At 70.9% G+C, this 15,627-nt stretch carries 15 protein-coding genes; 7 read left to right on the top strand and 8 right to left on the bottom strand.

The features are described from left to right. The 7 genes from STRIP9103_RS13075 to STRIP9103_RS13105 form a co-directional block, all read right to left on the bottom strand. Positions 1–388, bottom strand: a 388-nt coding sequence (locus STRIP9103_RS13075; protein WP_009309711.1) for a glycerate kinase, incomplete at its 3' end; no start/stop codon positions are given. A 141-nt stretch (positions 389–529) separates the two neighbouring features. Next, positions 530–1,945 (bottom strand): SLC13 family permease, encoded by a 1,416-nt coding sequence (locus STRIP9103_RS13080; RefSeq protein WP_009309710.1) that lies wholly within the window; start codon positions 1,943–1,945, stop codon positions 530–532. Positions 1,946–1,988: 43 nt separating this feature from the next. Next, a complete protein-coding gene (locus STRIP9103_RS13085) occupies positions 1,989–2,663 on the bottom strand; it encodes a response regulator transcription factor (protein WP_009309715.1) in 675 nt (224 codons plus the stop codon). Continuing rightward, positions 2,660–4,096 carry a sensor histidine kinase gene (locus STRIP9103_RS13090; protein ID WP_009309718.1) on the bottom strand — a complete coding sequence of 479 codons (1,437 nt, stop codon included), beginning with the start codon at positions 4,094–4,096 and terminating at the stop codon, positions 2,660–2,662. Before STRIP9103_RS13090 ends, STRIP9103_RS13085 begins: the two co-directional genes overlap by 4 nt. Beyond that, positions 4,083–4,388 (bottom strand): hypothetical protein, encoded by a 306-nt coding sequence (locus STRIP9103_RS13095; protein WP_048820203.1) that lies wholly within the window; start codon positions 4,386–4,388, stop codon positions 4,083–4,085. Before STRIP9103_RS13095 ends, STRIP9103_RS13090 begins: the two co-directional genes overlap by 14 nt. A gap of 97 nt (positions 4,389–4,485) precedes the next feature. Further along, positions 4,486–4,767, bottom strand: a complete 282-nt coding sequence (locus STRIP9103_RS13100; RefSeq protein ID WP_009309706.1) for an Lrp/AsnC family transcriptional regulator — start codon at positions 4,765–4,767, stop codon at positions 4,486–4,488. Continuing rightward, the gene (locus STRIP9103_RS13105; protein ID WP_009309712.1) at positions 4,764–5,612 is read right to left on the bottom strand and encodes a rhomboid family intramembrane serine protease; all 849 of its coding nucleotides are present in this window, start codon (positions 5,610–5,612) and stop codon (positions 4,764–4,766) included. Before STRIP9103_RS13105 ends, STRIP9103_RS13100 begins: the two co-directional genes overlap by 4 nt. A 187-nt stretch (positions 5,613–5,799) precedes the next feature. On the opposite strand from STRIP9103_RS13105, the gene STRIP9103_RS13110 reads away from it, so the two are divergent. From STRIP9103_RS13110 to STRIP9103_RS13130, 5 genes are all read left to right on the top strand, one after another. After that, the gene (locus tag STRIP9103_RS13110) at positions 5,800–6,039 is read left to right on the top strand and encodes a hypothetical protein (protein WP_009309707.1); all 240 of its coding nucleotides are present in this window, start codon (positions 5,800–5,802) and stop codon (positions 6,037–6,039) included. A gap of 34 nt (positions 6,040–6,073) precedes the next feature. After that, positions 6,074–7,417, top strand: a complete 1,344-nt coding sequence (locus STRIP9103_RS13115; protein ID WP_009309708.1) for an NYN domain-containing protein — start codon at positions 6,074–6,076, stop codon at positions 7,415–7,417. 271 nt (positions 7,418–7,688) lie between these two features. Next, positions 7,689–8,720 (top strand): C40 family peptidase, encoded by a 1,032-nt coding sequence (locus tag STRIP9103_RS13120; protein ID WP_009309703.1) that lies wholly within the window; start codon positions 7,689–7,691, stop codon positions 8,718–8,720. A 321-nt stretch (positions 8,721–9,041) separates the two neighbouring features. After that, positions 9,042–10,070 carry a C40 family peptidase gene (locus STRIP9103_RS13125; protein ID WP_009309716.1) on the top strand — a complete coding sequence of 343 codons (1,029 nt, stop codon included), beginning with the start codon at positions 9,042–9,044 and terminating at the stop codon, positions 10,068–10,070. A 50-nt stretch (positions 10,071–10,120) separates the two neighbouring features. Next, the gene (locus STRIP9103_RS13130; protein ID WP_048820201.1) at positions 10,121–11,341 is read left to right on the top strand and encodes a lipoprotein; all 1,221 of its coding nucleotides are present in this window, start codon (positions 10,121–10,123) and stop codon (positions 11,339–11,341) included. 9 nt (positions 11,342–11,350) lie between these two features. On the opposite strand, the gene STRIP9103_RS13135 is transcribed toward STRIP9103_RS13130, so the two are convergent. Then, positions 11,351–12,583 (bottom strand): glycosyltransferase family 87 protein, encoded by a 1,233-nt coding sequence (locus tag STRIP9103_RS13135; RefSeq protein ID WP_181800176.1) that lies wholly within the window; start codon positions 12,581–12,583, stop codon positions 11,351–11,353. A gap of 201 nt (positions 12,584–12,784) precedes the next feature. Between STRIP9103_RS13135 and STRIP9103_RS13140 the strand changes: the two genes are divergently transcribed. Both STRIP9103_RS13140 and STRIP9103_RS13145 read left to right on the top strand, forming a co-directional pair. Continuing rightward, a complete protein-coding gene (locus STRIP9103_RS13140; RefSeq protein ID WP_009309717.1) occupies positions 12,785–13,927 on the top strand; it encodes a glycosyltransferase family 4 protein in 1,143 nt (380 codons plus the stop codon). A gap of 60 nt (positions 13,928–13,987) precedes the next feature. Continuing rightward, entirely contained in the window at positions 13,988–15,625 is a 1,638-nt protein-coding gene (locus tag STRIP9103_RS13145) for a GMC oxidoreductase (RefSeq protein WP_456340138.1), read from the top strand. Positions 15,626–15,627 lie beyond the last annotated feature (2 nt).

Consider the following 15,627-nt stretch of genomic DNA (forward strand, 5'->3'; position numbering starts at 1 on the left):
TGGCACCCGGATCGCGCAGGGCACGCGGGACGAGGGAGAGCCCGGCGACCGCCGCCATCTCCACGACGGCCGTTTCCACCATGACGGGCGTCTCCGTCTCGGCCGCCCCGCTCCCGGTCGCCTCCGCCCCGCCGGGGGAGCCGAGGAGGGCGAAGTGGGTGCCCACCGGCTCGCCGACCGGGCCCGTGGCGGGCAGGGCGACCAGACGGCCCCCGGTCGAGGCGGCCAGCGCGGCGGCCGTGCCCTCACCGCCGTCCACCAGCGGGATCAGATCGACCTCGGCGTCGGGCAGGACCCGGCGGACCCCCGCCGCGATCGCCTCGGCGGCGGCCTCGGCCGACAGGGACTCCTTGAAGCCACTGGGGGCTACGGCGACTCGGTTCAGCATGGTTCTTCAGGGCTCCTCGGAGTCGTAGGGGCGTGCGAGGCCGTGAAGGGGTGCGCGGGGGTGTAGCGGGGTGCAAGGCCGTAGGGGGTGCGGGGTAGTGAAGGGGGCTCGCGGGGTTCGCGGCGGTGGTGCGGGCAACCGTCACGGTCTGAGCGACACGCCCAGCAGCGGCCACACCGCCACGGCGAACAGCACGACCAGCGCCGCGGTCAGCGGGGCCAGGACGGCGGACAGCCGCAGCAGGTCGCGCGGGGTGTACGTGGGCGTGCCGGGTATGTCGGCGAAGAGGGCGACCGGCTTCGCGGAGGCGGGCAGGGTGTGGCAGAAGCCCGCGGCGGCGGTGGAGGCGAGCGCCGCCGCGACCGGATTGACCCCGGCACCGACGGCCGCCGCGACGACCAGGGGGACGAGCACCGACGACCGTGCCGAACGGGACTGCAGGACCAGGTGGGCGGCCGTACTGATCACTACGACCACCACCAGGAACACCATCGGAGTGACCCCGGCGGGCAGCCCGGACACCAGCCACTTCGCCGCCCCCGAGTCACTGAGCGCGACGCCCATCGCCATGGTCGCGGCCATGAACAGCAGCATCGACCAGGGCACCGTCTTCAACGCGTCCTTCAGCCGTACGGTGCCCAGCGCGGGCGACGAGGCGACGACCGCGCCGATCAGCGCCACCACGGCCGGTGACACCCGGTGGAGCGGTTCGCTGCACCACAGGACCACCACCGTGCCCAGCAGCAGGGCGCAGCGTGACTCGGCGGGGGACCACGGGCCGGTCACCGGCTGCTCGCTGTGCCGCTGGATGTCCTCGACCGTGATCCGTACGGCACCGCGGCGGTCCGCCCGCCGGGTCGTCGTCAGCAGCACCGTCTCGGCGGCCAGATGCGAGGACGCGATCGCCAGCGGCAGCCCCAGCAGCAGCCACTCGGTGAACCCGATCCGGTCGCCGGTCGCCTCCCACAGCACCGACACGGTGATCAGATGCGCTCCCGCGCCGATCAGGGTCGCTACCGCCGACAGAAGGATCACGGTCGGAAACAGCAACGCCAGCATCACGACCAGTCGTTTCCGGTCGGCCAACGCCTTGGCGAGCGCCAGGAACACCGGCAGCGCGAGCGCCGCCCGCCCCGAGGTGGCCGGCACCGCGAACGTCGTCACCACCAGTGCGGCCGTCGTCAGATGCGCCAACTGCCGTACCGTACGGGCCCCGCTCACGAGGAACGCCGCCGCCCGTCCCGCGAGCCCCGTCCGCGTCACCGCCGCCGCCAACACGAACGCGCAGATCAGCAGCCACACCGTCGAGTCCCCGAGGGTGCCGAACAGGGTGTCGTTGCTGATCACCCCGGTGACGGTGAGGGCGAGACCCGCGCCGAGCGCGATATAGGTGTCGTCGATCGGGGTGCCGATCCAGGCGGCGGTCGCCAGCGCGAAGACCCCCAGGGTCAGCCGGGCCTCTCCGCTCAGCCCGGGGAAGTCGCCGGGGACGACGAGCAGTGCGCAGAGGGAGAGGGCCACGCAAAGGGAGGCTGCTGAGCGGAAGTTCAGGGTCACGTCATCAAGGGTTCGATCGGGCGGTGAGCCCCTGATGAGCCTTCTATGAAAGAGGCTTCACGGGCAGCCGGTATCCCATGCCCCGCACGGTTTCCAACTGCTGCGCCCCCAACTTCTTCCGCAGCGCCCGCACATACACATCCACGATGTTCGAACCCGGGTCGAAGTCGTAGCCCCACACATGGGACAGGATCTGTTCCCGCGACAGCACCTGCCCCGGATGCCGCAGGAAGAGTTCCAACAGCACGAACTCCCGGGCTGTCAGGTCCACCATCCGTTCTCCGGCCCGGGCCCGCCGAGTTCTCAGGTCCAGGGTCAGCTCGCCGCTGCGCAGCATCGTCACCTCGGGCGCCCTGGCCGCCGTACGCAGACGCAATCGCACCCTCGCGAGCAGTTCCTCGAAGCGGAACGGCTTGGTCATCCAGTCGTCGGCGCCGCCCTCCAGACCGGCGACGGTGTCGCGAACGGAGTCGCGCGCGGTCAGCACGATGACCGGCACGGTCACGCGGGCCTCGCGCAACTCGCGCAGCACGGTGAACCCGTCGCGGCCGGGCAGCCCGATGTCGAGGAGGATGAGGTCGAAGCCGCCGGTGAGGGCGTACTCGTAGGCCGCGTCGCCGTCTCCGACCACGGTCGTGGTGAAGCCACCGGCACGCAGGCCCTTCTCGACGAAGGAAGCGATCCTTTCCTCGTCCTCCACGATGAGAATGCGATTCACGTGCGTGCCTCTTCCAGGGTGAGTACGAAGGTGGCGCCGCCGCCCTCGGTGTCGTGCAGGCGTACCCGGCCGCCGTGTGCCTCGGCGATGGCGCGGACGATCGAGAGCCCGAGCCCGGCGCCGGAACCACGGGCACCCCGCCGGGCGGTGCCGCGCCGGAACCGCTCGAAGATCACCTGGGCGTCCTGCGGCTGGACACCGGGCCCCGAGTCGACGACGTACAGCTCGACGGCCGAACCCTCGGCGCGCGAGCCGATGCGGATGGTCTGGCCGGTGGTGGTGTGCTGCACGGCGTTCTGGGCGAGCTGGACCATGGCCTGGGTGATCCGCTGGGGGTCCAACTCGGCCTCACGGTCGGCGACTTCGGCGAGCTGCCAGTCGCGTTCGCCCAGGGTGCGGGCCTTGACGTAGACGTCGGCGGTGAGTTCGGCGAGCTGTACGGGCTCCGGCCGGACGAAGTCGGGCCGTTCGGCCTTGGCGAGCAGCAGCAGGTCCTCGACGATGCGGCTCATCCGGTCCAGCTCGTCGGTGACCAGCCGGATCGTCTCCTCGCGTTCGCCGGGATCGTCGCCCATCAGCTCCAGATGCCCGCGCACGATGGTGATCGGCGTACGCAGTTCGTGCCCCGCGTCGTCCACGAACTGCCGCTGCGCGGCGAACGCCCGCTCCAGCCGGTCGAGCATCGCGTTGAACGTCTCGGCGAGCGCGGCCACGTCGTCCCGGCCGTGCACCGGGATGCGCCGGGTGAGGTCCTGCTCGGTGAGCTGGGCGGCGGTGGTCCGCACCAGCCGTACGGGCTTGAGGATCCGTCCGGCCACCACCCAGGCGATGCCGGTCGCCATCAGCAGGGCGACCCCGGAGATGGCGAGCAGCACCTGGAACACCTCGTCGGCGCGTTGTTTCTCGCTCGCCGGATGAAACGCCACCACGAACGCGGCGTTCGCCTCGTCCCCGTACCTGGCCACCTCCACCTTCGCCCAGCGGATCTCCCCGGCGGACCGCTCCAGCGTCCCCGTGGACTCGGGTGAGTCGAAGATGCGTCGTCGGGCGTCGGCGTCCTCGTGCAGGGGCAGCGCGACGGGGATGTCCCGTTGCTGGATGATCTGCGTGGGGTCGCCTCCGGCGCGGCCGACGAGTCCCATGAGCTCCTCGTCGGGATCCGCGTTCTGCCGTTGCAGGAAGACCCGCAGCAGCCGCGACGGGTCGGTGAACGGCCGCCCGGTCTGCGGATCGACCCCCTGCGCCTCCAGGTTGGTGAACTCCCCGGCCTCCTGCGCGAGCAGCTCGCTGATCCGCTGGTCCACGTCCCGCAACAGGATCGAACGCGTCGTGGCGGCCACCGAGGCCAGTGCCACCGCCATCACCAGCAGCAGCCACAACAGAATCCTGACCCGCGCCGAGACCCGCCGCCGCGCCCCGTCAACCGTCGTCACCGGCCCCGTCGTCCGCGTCGTCCTGGCCGAGGTCGTCGTCATCGTCATCGTTCGCGGGGCTGTCGGTCACCGAGGGCCGCGGTACGACCTCGTCACGGGGGGTCTTCTGCGTACCGGGAGTCCGCTCCGCCTCCACGGACGGCGTCGGACCGGGAGACCCCTTCTCCAACTCCACCCTGGGCGGCACCTTCGGCGCCTCCGGACTGTCGGTGAGCGCGAAACTCGTGGCGGCGATCCCGAGCGGAATGGCCACGACGGCGGCCAGGGCCGCGATACGACGAGAAAAGACCATGGGGACGATCCTGAGGACGGCGACCGCGATCGGGGATGAGCGCGAGATGAGGACTTCTTCATCCACCGGCCAGGAGGAGGTCTTTTCCGTACGACCGTCAGTTGTCCAGTCCGATGGCGAACGCGGCCTCGAGGTCATGCTGCGAATACGCCCTGAACGCCACGTGGGTGTCCGTACCCAGCACCCCCGGGATCTTGCTGATGCGCCCGGGGATCACATCGGCCAGCTCCTCGTGCTCCTTCACACGGACCATGGCGATCAGATCGTAAGTGCCCGTCACGGAGAACACTTCGGTCACGGATTCGAGCGTGGCGATCGACTCCGCGATCTCCGGAATCCGGTCCACGCTGGTCTTGATGAGCACGATCGCGGTGATCACGGCTGTTTCTCTCCCTCGGGGGCCGGAGCTGGGGCGTTCGCTGGGCCCTTCACTCTAGCCCGCCTCCCATGACGCCCCCACGCGTAGACGAACCCCAGCCCGAACCCCACCAGATGCGACAGATAGGCGACCCCGGGCCCCGAGGTCTCCCGCCCGGCGGCCAGCCACTGCAGGGTCACCCAGAACGGCAGGGTCACCCAGGCCGGAAAGCGCAGGGGAAGGAAGAACAGGAAGGGAAAGAGGCTGGTGACGCGGGCCCGGGGGAACAGGAACAGAAACGCGCCGAGAACCGCCGAGATCGCCCCGGACGCCCCGACCAGCGACTGCTGCGACCCGGCGTGGGCGACGGCGTACGCCACCAGGGCGAGGTAGCCGCAGCCGACGTAGAAGAGGGCGAACCCCACACGCCCCATGCGTTCCTCGGCCATCGCCCCGAAGACGAACAGGAACAGCATGTTGCCGAGCAGATGCAGCCAGCTGCCGTGGATGAACAGCGCGGTGAGGGGAGCGAGCACCGCACGGGGGGACCCGGTGAAGAGTTCGACGGGTACGACACCCCACCGACGGAAATACGCCCGCTGTGCGGCAAGCAGCTCGTCACCGGTCCCGAAGGCCGGATTCAGCCCCGCGGCCGGGCCGATCAGGAAGATCAGACAGCAGACGACGATCAGCCCGTACGTGACCGGGGCGGACTCGCCGGTCACCGGCGGCGACTCGTTCGTCACCGCCGCCGACTCGTTCGTCACCGGCACCGACTCGTTCGTCACCGACGGCTCGGAATCCTTCTTCGGCGTTGACTCATTCCGAACCGTCCTGCCCACCACCGTGCTCCACTTGCCGATCATGAACAGAGCATGACGTAACGGGACCCACCTATATAGACCGCCTCGCCGCCGGAGACAATCGGCCTCGCCGCCGGAGGCAACCGGTGGTGCTCGGCCGCACCGCCCGAGGCGAGGCCGTAGGGTTACGAGCCACACGCACCGGGAGGCCGGCGCGTCACGGAGACTGGAAGAAGGAAGAGCAGCCACGATGACGGTTCCCCTGCCGACCGCCACGACCCGCTGGCGCTGCACCCTGTGCGGCAACCTCACGCGTTTCGACGTGACCCGCTCCTCGAAGGTCGTCGAGTACGTTCACCTCGACCTCGCTGGGGAGCCGAAGGTCGAGGAGCGCGAGGTGGTCAGTGAGACGATCGAGTCGGTCCGCTGCCGCTGGTGCAACGCCGTGGACCAGGTGGAACTCGTCGACAGGCCGGGTGCCGACTCCTGAGGGAGGCGGCCCCGCACGGACAGTGGGGTGACGGATGGCGGAGACCGCAGGCGGGGGGCCGGGCGACGGCGCCGCTGAGGTGCTCGACCGTCCGCTGCCCGAGGGCGTGCGCCGACGTGTCGTGCAGATCGTCTCGGACGGCTTCGGTGGCCTGACCGTCGCCGAACTGCCCGCACAGCTCAGACAGTACGCCCGGTTCGCCCCGAACCGCCGGGTGAAGTTCGCGGGCAACGCGATGGCCGCGGCGGTGGAGACCGACCCGCTGTTCAGACAGCGGATCGGGGAGCGGTTCAGGGAGGCCCACCCCGAGCTGGCGGGCGCCCTCGACGCGGGCGCGCCGCCCCCGGCCGCGGACCCGCTGGACGTGGCGGCGGCGGCGTACGTGCTGCGCCCCACGGGCTGGGTGAAGCTGGTCACCGCGGCCGGCGAGGAGGCCCTGCGGGCGGACGCGGAACGCGCCGACGAGGAGAGCCGGGCCGAGTTGGAGCGGCTGCGCGAGCAGCTCGCCGAGGCCCGCGGTCAGACGAAGGCGGAGACCGAACGGCTGCGGGCGGAGCTGGAATCGGCCAAGAAGGAGGCCGACTCGCTGCACCGCAAGCTGCGGTCCGCCCTCAGCGACATCAAGCGCGGTGAAGCCGCCCTGCGCAAGCTGCACGCCGAGATGGAGACCGTACGCGCGGAGGGGCACGCCCAGGTGCACGCCGCCGAGAGCGAGACCCGGCGGCTCAAGGCCCGGCTCGGCGAGGCGGAGGCCGCCCTGGAGGCCACCCGGCGGGCGGCCCGCGAGGGGCGCAGCGTCGAGGACATGCGCGTACGGCTGCTGCTGGACACCGTGCTGGACGCGGCCCAGGGGCTCCGGCGGGAGCTGGCGCTGCCGCCGGTGTCCGTGCGGCCCGCGGAGACCGTCGACGCCGTGGAGCCGGGGCGGATGACCCCGAAGGACATCGCCGCCCGCGCGCTGTCCGAGAACGACCCGGCGATACTTGACCAGTTGCTGGCGTTGCCGCAGGCGCATCTCGTCGTCGACGGCTACAACGTCACCAAGACCGGCTATCCGCAGATGCCGCTGGAGAAGCAGCGGCTCAGGCTCCTCGGGCAGCTCTCGCAGCTCGCCGCGCAGACCGGCGCCGAGGTGACATGTGTCTTCGACGGGGCCGAACTGGCCGCCCCCGTGCTGCTCGCGCCGCCGCGCGGGGTGCGGGTGCTGTTCTCCAAGCCCGGGGTCACGGCCGATGAACTGATCCGTCAGCTGGTGCGCGCCGAGCCGCCCGGGCGGCCGGTCATCGTGGTCTCCACCGACCGTGAGGTGGCCGACGGGATCGCCAAGGCGGGGGCCCGCCCGGTGGCTTCGGCGGTGCTCCTCAAACGGCTTTCCTGAAACGCCTTTTCCGGCCCTTCGGTTATGTCTGCCCCAACGGCAACATACGGTCGCTATGACCGAATTGACCGAAGTGTTGCGCAACGTTGCGTCAATCGCGCATCACTGCATGTGTGTTGAGTGTAAAGAGTGCACCGTGGGGCGGGATTTTTTCTGTGGAGGATTTGAAGTGATCACCGGTGGGTCACTAGGGTCTGGGCTCAAACCTCTGGACGGGTGATCGCCTCGGGGTCCCAACTGGCGATCGCTCACAAGAAGGAGTTCACCTACCGTGGCGTCCCACCGTCGACCGAAGCAGCCGAGTCGTGCACGCGTGACCGTGCTCACCACTGCCGCCGCCGCTGCTGTGGCGATCTCCTCGCAGGCCGCCAACGCCGCGCCCGGCGACAAGCCGAGCAAGGAAGAGGTCAAGACCAAGGTCCACGACCTCTACGAGCAGGCGGGGCGGGCCACCGACAAGTACAACGGTGCCAAGGAGAAGGAGGAGAAGCTCCAGAAGGAGATCTCCACCATCCAGGACAACGTCGCCCGCGGCCAGGAGGATCTCAACGAGCTGCGCGAGAGCATAGGCCTGGCGGCCAGTGCCCAGTACCGCACGGGCGGCATCGACTCCTCGCTCCAGCTGTTCCTCTCCGCCGACCCCGACGACTACCTGGACAAGGCCGCCACGCTGGACCAGTTGAGCAGCCAGCAGGTCGAGACGCTGAAGAAGATCCAGGAGAAGCAGCGCGCGCTCTCCCAGCAGCGTCAGGAGGCCGCCGAGAAGCTCGACGACCTCGCCGACGCCCGCGAGGCCCTGGGCAAGAAGAAGAAGGAAGTCCAGTCCAAGCTGGCCGAGGCGCAGAAGCTCCTCAACTCCCTGACCGCCGAGGAGAGGGCGGCCCTGGACCAGGAGGACGAGCGCGCCAGCCGTTCCGCCAGCGAGCGGGTCGAGCTCGGCGACGAGGTGCCGGCCTCCCAGCGCGGCGCCGCCGCCCTCGCCGCCGCCGACACCCAGGTCGGCAAGCCGTACGTCTCCGGGGGCAGCGGCCCCAACTCCTATGACTGCTCCGGGCTGACCCAGTGGGCCTACGCCCAGGCCGGTGTGTCGATCACCCGGACCACATACACGCAGGCGAACGACGGCACCCGGATCACGCGCGACCAACTCGCCCCCGGCGACCTGGTGTTCTTCAACAACCTGGGGCACGTCGGCCTCTACGCCGGCAACAACACGGTCCTGCACGCGCCGTACCCGGGCAAGGTCGTCCGCTACGAGTCGATGGACACCATCGGCACCTTCCAGTTCGGCGTCCGCATCTGACGCCCGCCCCGAACTCCCGCAGGGCTTCTCGGCTCCGATTGTCACACCGAGTGACGGTCGGAGCCGTTCTGCTTCAAGATCAGGACACAGGGCCGCCCGAACGGGCGAATTCCCGCACTTCATGATGACCCCGCGCCCCGCTGGTGACCTGGGCACCGGCCGGGGCGTCACGCTCTGTGGTCGTGGAGGTCTTTGGCTGTGACACGGTCGCGCGGCTACTGTCGGCCGCGCTTCCCTCACCCGCCGTGAGGGCTCCCCCCGAGGGTGTCCTCCACCGCCGAGGGATGGTCCCGTCCACCGTCGAAGGGAGTGCGGCTTCCCGTGGTGTCCCACAGTCGCCTTGTACCGTCCGGGTTCGACCGGGGAGCAGTCGCCGCCCTCGGCATGCTGTCCGCCGCTGCCGCCGCCCTCGGCGCCATCCCCGTCCAGCCGGCCGCCGCCGTACCGAACGACAACCCCCGGGCCGAGGTCGACCGGCTGTACGAGGAGGCGGAGAAGGCCACCGAGGCGTTCAACAAGGCCGACGAGCGCGCCGACGAGCTCCGTGAGCAGGTCGGCATCGCGCAGGACGAGATCGCCCGGCAGCAGGAGCGCGTCAACACCATGCGGGAGACGCTGGGTTCGCTCGCCGGAGCCCAGTACCGCGCCGGCGCCCTCGACCCCTCGCTCGTCCTGCTCTTCTCCGACGACCCGGACGACTACCTCGCGAAGGCCACCACCCTGGACCGCATCAGCACCCACCAGGCCGGTGAACTCCACGACCTCCAGCAGGCGATGCGCGACATCGCCCAGAAGCGCGAGGAGGCCACCGGCAAGCTCGCCGAGCTGGAGAAGAGCCGCGAGGCCGTCACCAGGCACAAGCGGACCGTCGAGGCGAAGCTCGCCAGGGCCCGGCAGGTGCTCGACTCCCTGCCGTACGAGGAGCGCGCCGAGTATGAACGCGCCTCCCGCTCCGGTGGCGAGCGCGCCCACATGTCCGACCTCTTCGGTGCCGCCGCCCCCAGTGGCCGCGCGGCAGCCGCCGTGGCCGCCGCCCGTACGGCGCTCGGCAGGCCGTATGTGTGGGGCGCGACCGGTCCCGACGGCTTCGACTGCTCGGGCCTCATGGTCTGGTCGTACTCCCAGGCGGGGATCGCGCTGCCGCGCACCTCGCAGGCCCAGCGGTACGCGGGCACCCAGGTCCCGCTCGCCCAGGCACAGCCCGGCGACCTGGTCACGTATCGATCCGATGCCGGTCACGTCGGTATGTACGTGGGCAACGGCCAAGTCATTCACGCCCCCTACCCGGGCGCCCCCGTCCGCTACGACCCCGTCGGCATGATGCCGATCGCCTCCGTCACGCGTCCCTGACCCGTGGGCGCCCTGCCGGGGCGCGAGCGTGCCGCCGTACGATCGGGCACGTGGCTGGTCGTAGGCGTGGGTTCGCGGGATCCGCGGGAGTGTGTCTCGCGCTCGCCCTCCTCGTCGGCTGCGGCGGCGGCGCGGCGCCCGACTCCGCCCGCGCCGACGTCCAGCGGATGCTCGACCGGCGGGCGACGGCGGTCCTGGAGCGGGACGCGTCGGCGTACCGCTCGACCGAGGCGCCCACGGGTTCCACGGCCGGCCAACTGGCCACCGGGGCGGCCGAGTTCACCAACCTCCGCAGCCTCCGGCTGGCCTCCTGGGCGTACGACCTCACCGGCTTCCGTCGCTCCGGCGACCGGGCCACGGCCGAGGCGGCCCTGCGCTACCGGATACGCGGCTACGACAGGGCGCCCGTCACCGCCGTACGGACGCTGTCGCTGGTCCGCGACGACGGCAGGTGGTACGTCGCCGCCGACGAGCCCTCCGGGAAGGGCACCGAGCAGTTGTGGGAGCAGGGGGCGATCACGGCCGTGCGCGGGGAGCGGAGTCTCGTGCTCGGGGTGGGGCGGTCCGAGCGGAGGCTGCGGGCGTACGCGGAGCTGGCGGACCGGGCCGTGCCCGCCGTTACCGAGGCGTGGGGCGAGGACTGGGCGCGGCGGGTCGTCGTCCTCGTACCGGAGTCGCTGGACGAGATGGCGGGGCTGCTCGGGGCGCCCGCCTCCGGGTACCGGGGGATAGCCGCGGTCACCACCGGTGAGGCGGGAGGCTCGGCCAAGGCCCCCGCGGACCGGATCATCGTCAACCCCGACGCGTACGCCGTCCTCGGCGACTTCGGCAAACAGGTCGTCCTCACCCACGAGACGACCCATGTCGCCACCCGCGCCCACACCAACGCCGCCACCCCCCTCTGGCTCTCCGAGGGCTACGCCGACTGGGTCGGCTACCGCGCCACCGGCCGTACGGCGCCCGAGGTGGCCCCGGAACTCCGGCGCGCGGTGGCCGAGGGCAGGGCCCCCGACCGACTGCCGGAGGACACCGACTTCACCTTCTCCGGCGACTCCGGCAGCCTCGCCCGTGCCTACGAGAGCGGCTGGCTGGCCTGCCGTCTGATCGCCGACCGCTGGGGCGAGGTCCGCCTCAACGACTTCTACCGAGCCGTCGGCGCCCACGGGAAGCGTGCGGGCGCCGTGGAATCCGCGCTGCGGGACGTGCTCGGCACGACACCGGAGAAGTTCACCGAACGGTGGCGGGAGTACGTACGCGATCAGCTCGGCTGACGGACGGGCTCAGGAGCCCAGTGGTTCCCTGGCGCGGGTCGGGTGATCGGGCAGTGGCGCCGGGGTGGGGCGGCTGACCGTGTCCTGCCAGAGTTCGAGGGCGGCGAGCAGGGTGGCGACGACCAGGAGGCCGTTGCGGAGGAAGAGGAGGGTGACGCCCAGCCAGTCGCTCATGACCACATGGGCGAACCAGATGGGGAACTCGAGCACGGTCACGAAGGACGCGACGAGGACCATGTAGGCGGGCAGTGCCATCCGGCCGGCCCGGAAGCACAGGCACACCGCCGCGAGACCCACCAGCCACACCATGTACTGCGGGCTGATCACCCGGCTGGTGGTCGTGAACATCAGCACCGCCACGAACGCGGCGTCCGCCAGGGTGTGGGGGGCGAACCGCCGGGCCCGCACCCGCCACAGCAGCAGCCAGCCGAAGGCCACCCCGCTGAGCAGCAGGGCCACGTTGCTGACGACGTCCACGTAGTCGCCGAGGAACTCCACCGAGCCGTAGTTGAGCAGCACCTGGCCGTCCCAGTCGAACTGCCGGGCCACATGGAAGACGAGGGCGCCCAGCGACTCCACCTCGGTGCCCCGGTCGCGCTGGAAGGTCAGGAAGGCGAAGGCGCCGGGCATCCAGACCGCGAGGACGAGGGCCAGTACGGCCGCCGTGACCGCCGCCGAGACCCACGCCCCGCGCCTGCGGGCGCCGAGGAGCAGCAGCACCGGCCACACCTTGAGCAGCGCCCCGAAGGCCGTGAGGGCCCCCATGACCCGGGGGTGACGGCTGCCGGCGAGCAGGGCGGCGACCGCCACCGCCGTCACCATCACGTCGTAGCGGGCGTACACGGTCGGGCCGAGCAGCGGCAGGCCCACCACCCACACCCAGGCGCCGCGCCACGTCCTGTCGGGGCGGGCGCCCGCGTGCAGCAGCAGGGCGAAGACCGCCAGATCGGCGAGGAAGGCCAGGACGAAGAAGGCCGACGCGTAGTCGAGGAACGGCAGCAGCGCGGGGGAGAGGATCGCGAGGGCGGCGGCGGGCGGGTACTGCCAGGTGACGTCGTCCTGGGGATACGTTCCGCCGCGCAGGACCTCGTACCAGCCGTGGTAGATGACCGACACGTCGCTGGTGACGTCCGGGCCGGGGAACACGTACGCCTTGAAGACGAACAGCAACAGGAGCAGCCTGGTCGTGCCCCAGACCGCCGGCAGCCCGAACGGGAGCCGTCGAGTGCCCGTCATGTCCATCTGAGCCACCTGAGCCATTCGCGTCCCTGTCCGTGCGCGCCGGTGCCGTCCGCTCCGCGCGGGTCTCGCGCATGAGTCGCGCGTGTCGTGCAGGGGACATGATCCCCTGTCCGGCTGTGAAGCGGCCGTGAAGTGCCGCCGGACCGTGTGAGGAGTGGGTGCGGGGGTCGCGTCGGCGCCGGTTCGGTAGGGTCGGCGGCGATGCACAAGACCCTGATCGTGACCAACGACTTCCCGCCCCGCCCCGGTGGTATCCAGGCGTTCCTGCACAACATGGCGCTGCGGCTGGACCCCGAGAAGGTCGTCGTCTACGCCTCGACCTGGAAGCGCGGCAGGGAGGGCGCCGAGGCGACGGCCGCCTTCGACGCCGAGCAGCCCTTCACCGTCGTACGCGACCGCACGACCATGCTGCTGCCGACGCCGGGCGCCACGCGTACGGCAGTGGGCCTGCTGCGGGAGCACGGCTGTACATCGGTGTGGTTCGGGGCGGCGGCCCCGCTCGGTCTGATGGCACCCGCGCTGCGCAGGGCGGGCGCGAAGCGGCTGGTCGCCACCACGCACGGCCACGAGGCGGGGTGGGCGCAGCTGCCCGCCGCCCGGCAGCTGCTGCGGCGGATCGGCGAGGGCACGGACACGATCACCTATCTGGGCGAGTACACGCGCTCCCGGATCGCCACGGCGCTCACCCCCGAGGCCGCCGGGCGCATGGTCCAACTGCCGCCGGGCGTCGACGAGAAGACCTTCCACCCGGACTCCGGCGGCGACGAGGTCCGCGCCCGGCTCGGGCTCACCGACCGGCCGGTGGTCGTGTGCGTCTCCCGCCTGGTCCCGCGCAAGGGGCAGGACACGCTGATCCGGGCGATGCCCGCGATCCTGGCCAAGGAGCCGGAGGCGGTGCTGCTGATCGTCGGGGGCGGGCCGTACGAGAAGGAGCTGCGCCGGCTCGCGTACGAGACCGGGGTCGCCGAGTCCGTGCGCTTCACGGGGTCCGTCCCCTGGTCCGAGCTGCCCGCCCACTACGGCGCCGGCGACGTCTTCGCCATGCCGTGCCGTACGCGCAGGGGCGGTCTGGACGTGGAAGGGCTCGGCATCGTGTACCTGGAGGCCTCCGCCACCGGCCTCCCCGTCGTCGCCGGCGACTCCGGCGGCGCCCCCGACGCCGTACTCGACGGCGAGACCGGCTGGGTCGTACGCGGCGGCTCCGCCGGGGACGCCGCCGACCGCGTCATCACCCTTCTCGGCGACGCCGAGTTGCGCCGTCGCATGGGGGAGCGGGGGAGGGAGTGGGTGGAGGAGCGGTGGCGGTGGGACACGTTGGCTGAAAAGTTGGAGTTGTTGCTGTAGGGGCAAAAGCGGCATCCAGTATCTCTGGTGGGAATGCGGGCGTCCGTCGATGCTGTGTGCATGACTGAAAAACTGACGCCCCATCACCTTTCCCGTCGCCGAATACTCGGTATGGCCGCACTCCAGACGGCCGCCGCCCTCGGCCTCACCAGAGTCGGTCTCCAGTCGGCCCGGGCGGCCGAGCCCGACGCGGTCGACACCGCGCCGGCGATCGTGATCGGCTCCGGCTACGGCGCCGCCGTCGCCGCCCTCCGTCTCGGTCAGGCCGGCATCCGCACGGTCGTCCTGGAGATGGGACGCCTCTGGAACACCCCCGGCGCCGACGGCAAGGTCTTCTGTTCGACCAGAGAGCCGGACGAGAGGTCCATGTGGTTCAGGACCCGCACCGAGGCCCCGCTCGCCACCTTCCTCTGGCTGGACGTCGTCAACAAGGACATCAGCCGCTACCCCGGAGTGCTCGACCGGGTCCGCTACGCCGACATGTCCGTCTTCGTGGGCCGCGGCGTCGGCGGCGGCTCCCTCGTCAACGGCAGCATGGCCGTCACCCCCCTCCAGTCGTACTTCGCCGAACAGTTCCCCACCGTCGACACCGCCGAGATGTACGCCACGTACTTCCCGCGCGCCCGCGCCATGCTCGGCGTCAACACCATCGACCCGGCGTGGTTCGAGTCCACCGAGTGGTACCGCTTCAGCCGGATCTCCCGGGCCCACGCCGAGAAGACCGGTCTCAGGACCACCTTCGTGCCGAGCGTCTACGACTTCGCCTACATGCGGCGCGAGGCGGCCGGTACGGCGACCAGGTCGGCGCTCGCCGGAGAGGTCATCTACGGCAACAACCACGGCAAGCGCAGCCTCGACAAGACGTACCTCGCCGCCGCCCTCGGCACCGGCAACGTCACCATCCACACCATGGAAAGGGCCAAGGGGATACGAAGAGAGAGCGACGGGACGTACGTCGTCACCGTCGACCGCGTCGACGACACGGGCACGGTCGTCGAGACCAAGGAGTACGGCTGCACCTACCTCTTCCTCGGTGCCGGCAGCGTCGGCACCACCGAACTCCTCGTCCGCGCACGGGCGAAGGGCACCCTGCCCGCACTGGACGCGAGCGTCGGCTCCGGCTGGGGCACCAACGGAAACGTGATGCTCGGCCGGGCCAACCACCTGTGGGACACCGTCGGCGAGAACCAGTCGACCATGCCGGTCATGGGCATCGACGACTGGGCCAACACCGCCAACCCCGTCTTCGCCGAGATCGCCCCGCTGCCCACGGGCCTTGAGCACTGGGTCAGCCTCTATCTGGCGATCACCAAGAACCCCGAGCGCGCGTCCTTCACCTACGACGCCGCGAGCGATTCGGTGAAGCTCGGCTGGAGCGCGGCCCAGAGCGCGGTCTCCGTGTCCATGGCCAAGAAGCTCTTCGACCGGATCAACTCGGCGAACTCCACGATCTACCGGTACGACCTGTTCGGCTCGTCCAACAAGGTCTTCGCCGACGACTTCACGTACCACCCGCTGGGCGGCTGCGTGCTGGGCAGGTCGACCGACAACTACGGGAGGGTGAAGGGCTATTCGAAGCTGTACGTCACCGACGGCTCGCTGGTGCCCGGCTCGATCGGCGTGAACCCGTTCGTCACGATCACCGCGCTCGCCGAACGCACGATGGCGCGGGTCCTCGTGGAGGACACCGCGCCATAGAG

Origin of the sequence: Streptomyces ipomoeae 91-03 (genome assembly GCF_000317595.1) — a bacterium.
Classification (GTDB): domain Bacteria; phylum Actinomycetota; class Actinomycetes; order Streptomycetales; family Streptomycetaceae; genus Streptomyces; species Streptomyces ipomoeae.

Bases quoted from the DNA above. Each gene is read 5' to 3' on its own strand.
- STRIP9103_RS13095 (WP_048820203.1), bottom strand. From the start codon at position 4,388: ATGGTCTTTTCTCGTCGTATCGCGGCCCTGGCCGCCGTCGTGGCCATT.
- STRIP9103_RS13105 (WP_009309712.1), bottom strand. From the start codon at position 5,612: ATGATCGGCAAGTGGAGCACGGTGGTGGGCAGGACGGTTCGGAATGAG.
- STRIP9103_RS13110 (WP_009309707.1), top strand. From the start codon at position 5,800: ATGACGGTTCCCCTGCCGACCGCCACGACCCGCTGGCGCTGCACCCTG.
- STRIP9103_RS13115 (WP_009309708.1), top strand. From the start codon at position 6,074: ATGGCGGAGACCGCAGGCGGGGGGCCGGGCGACGGCGCCGCTGAGGTG.
- STRIP9103_RS13135 (WP_181800176.1), bottom strand. From the start codon at position 12,583: ATGGACATGACGGGCACTCGACGGCTCCCGTTCGGGCTGCCGGCGGTC.
- STRIP9103_RS13140 (WP_009309717.1), top strand. From the start codon at position 12,785: ATGCACAAGACCCTGATCGTGACCAACGACTTCCCGCCCCGCCCCGGT.
- STRIP9103_RS13145 (WP_456340138.1), top strand. From the start codon at position 13,988: ATGACTGAAAAACTGACGCCCCATCACCTTTCCCGTCGCCGAATACTC.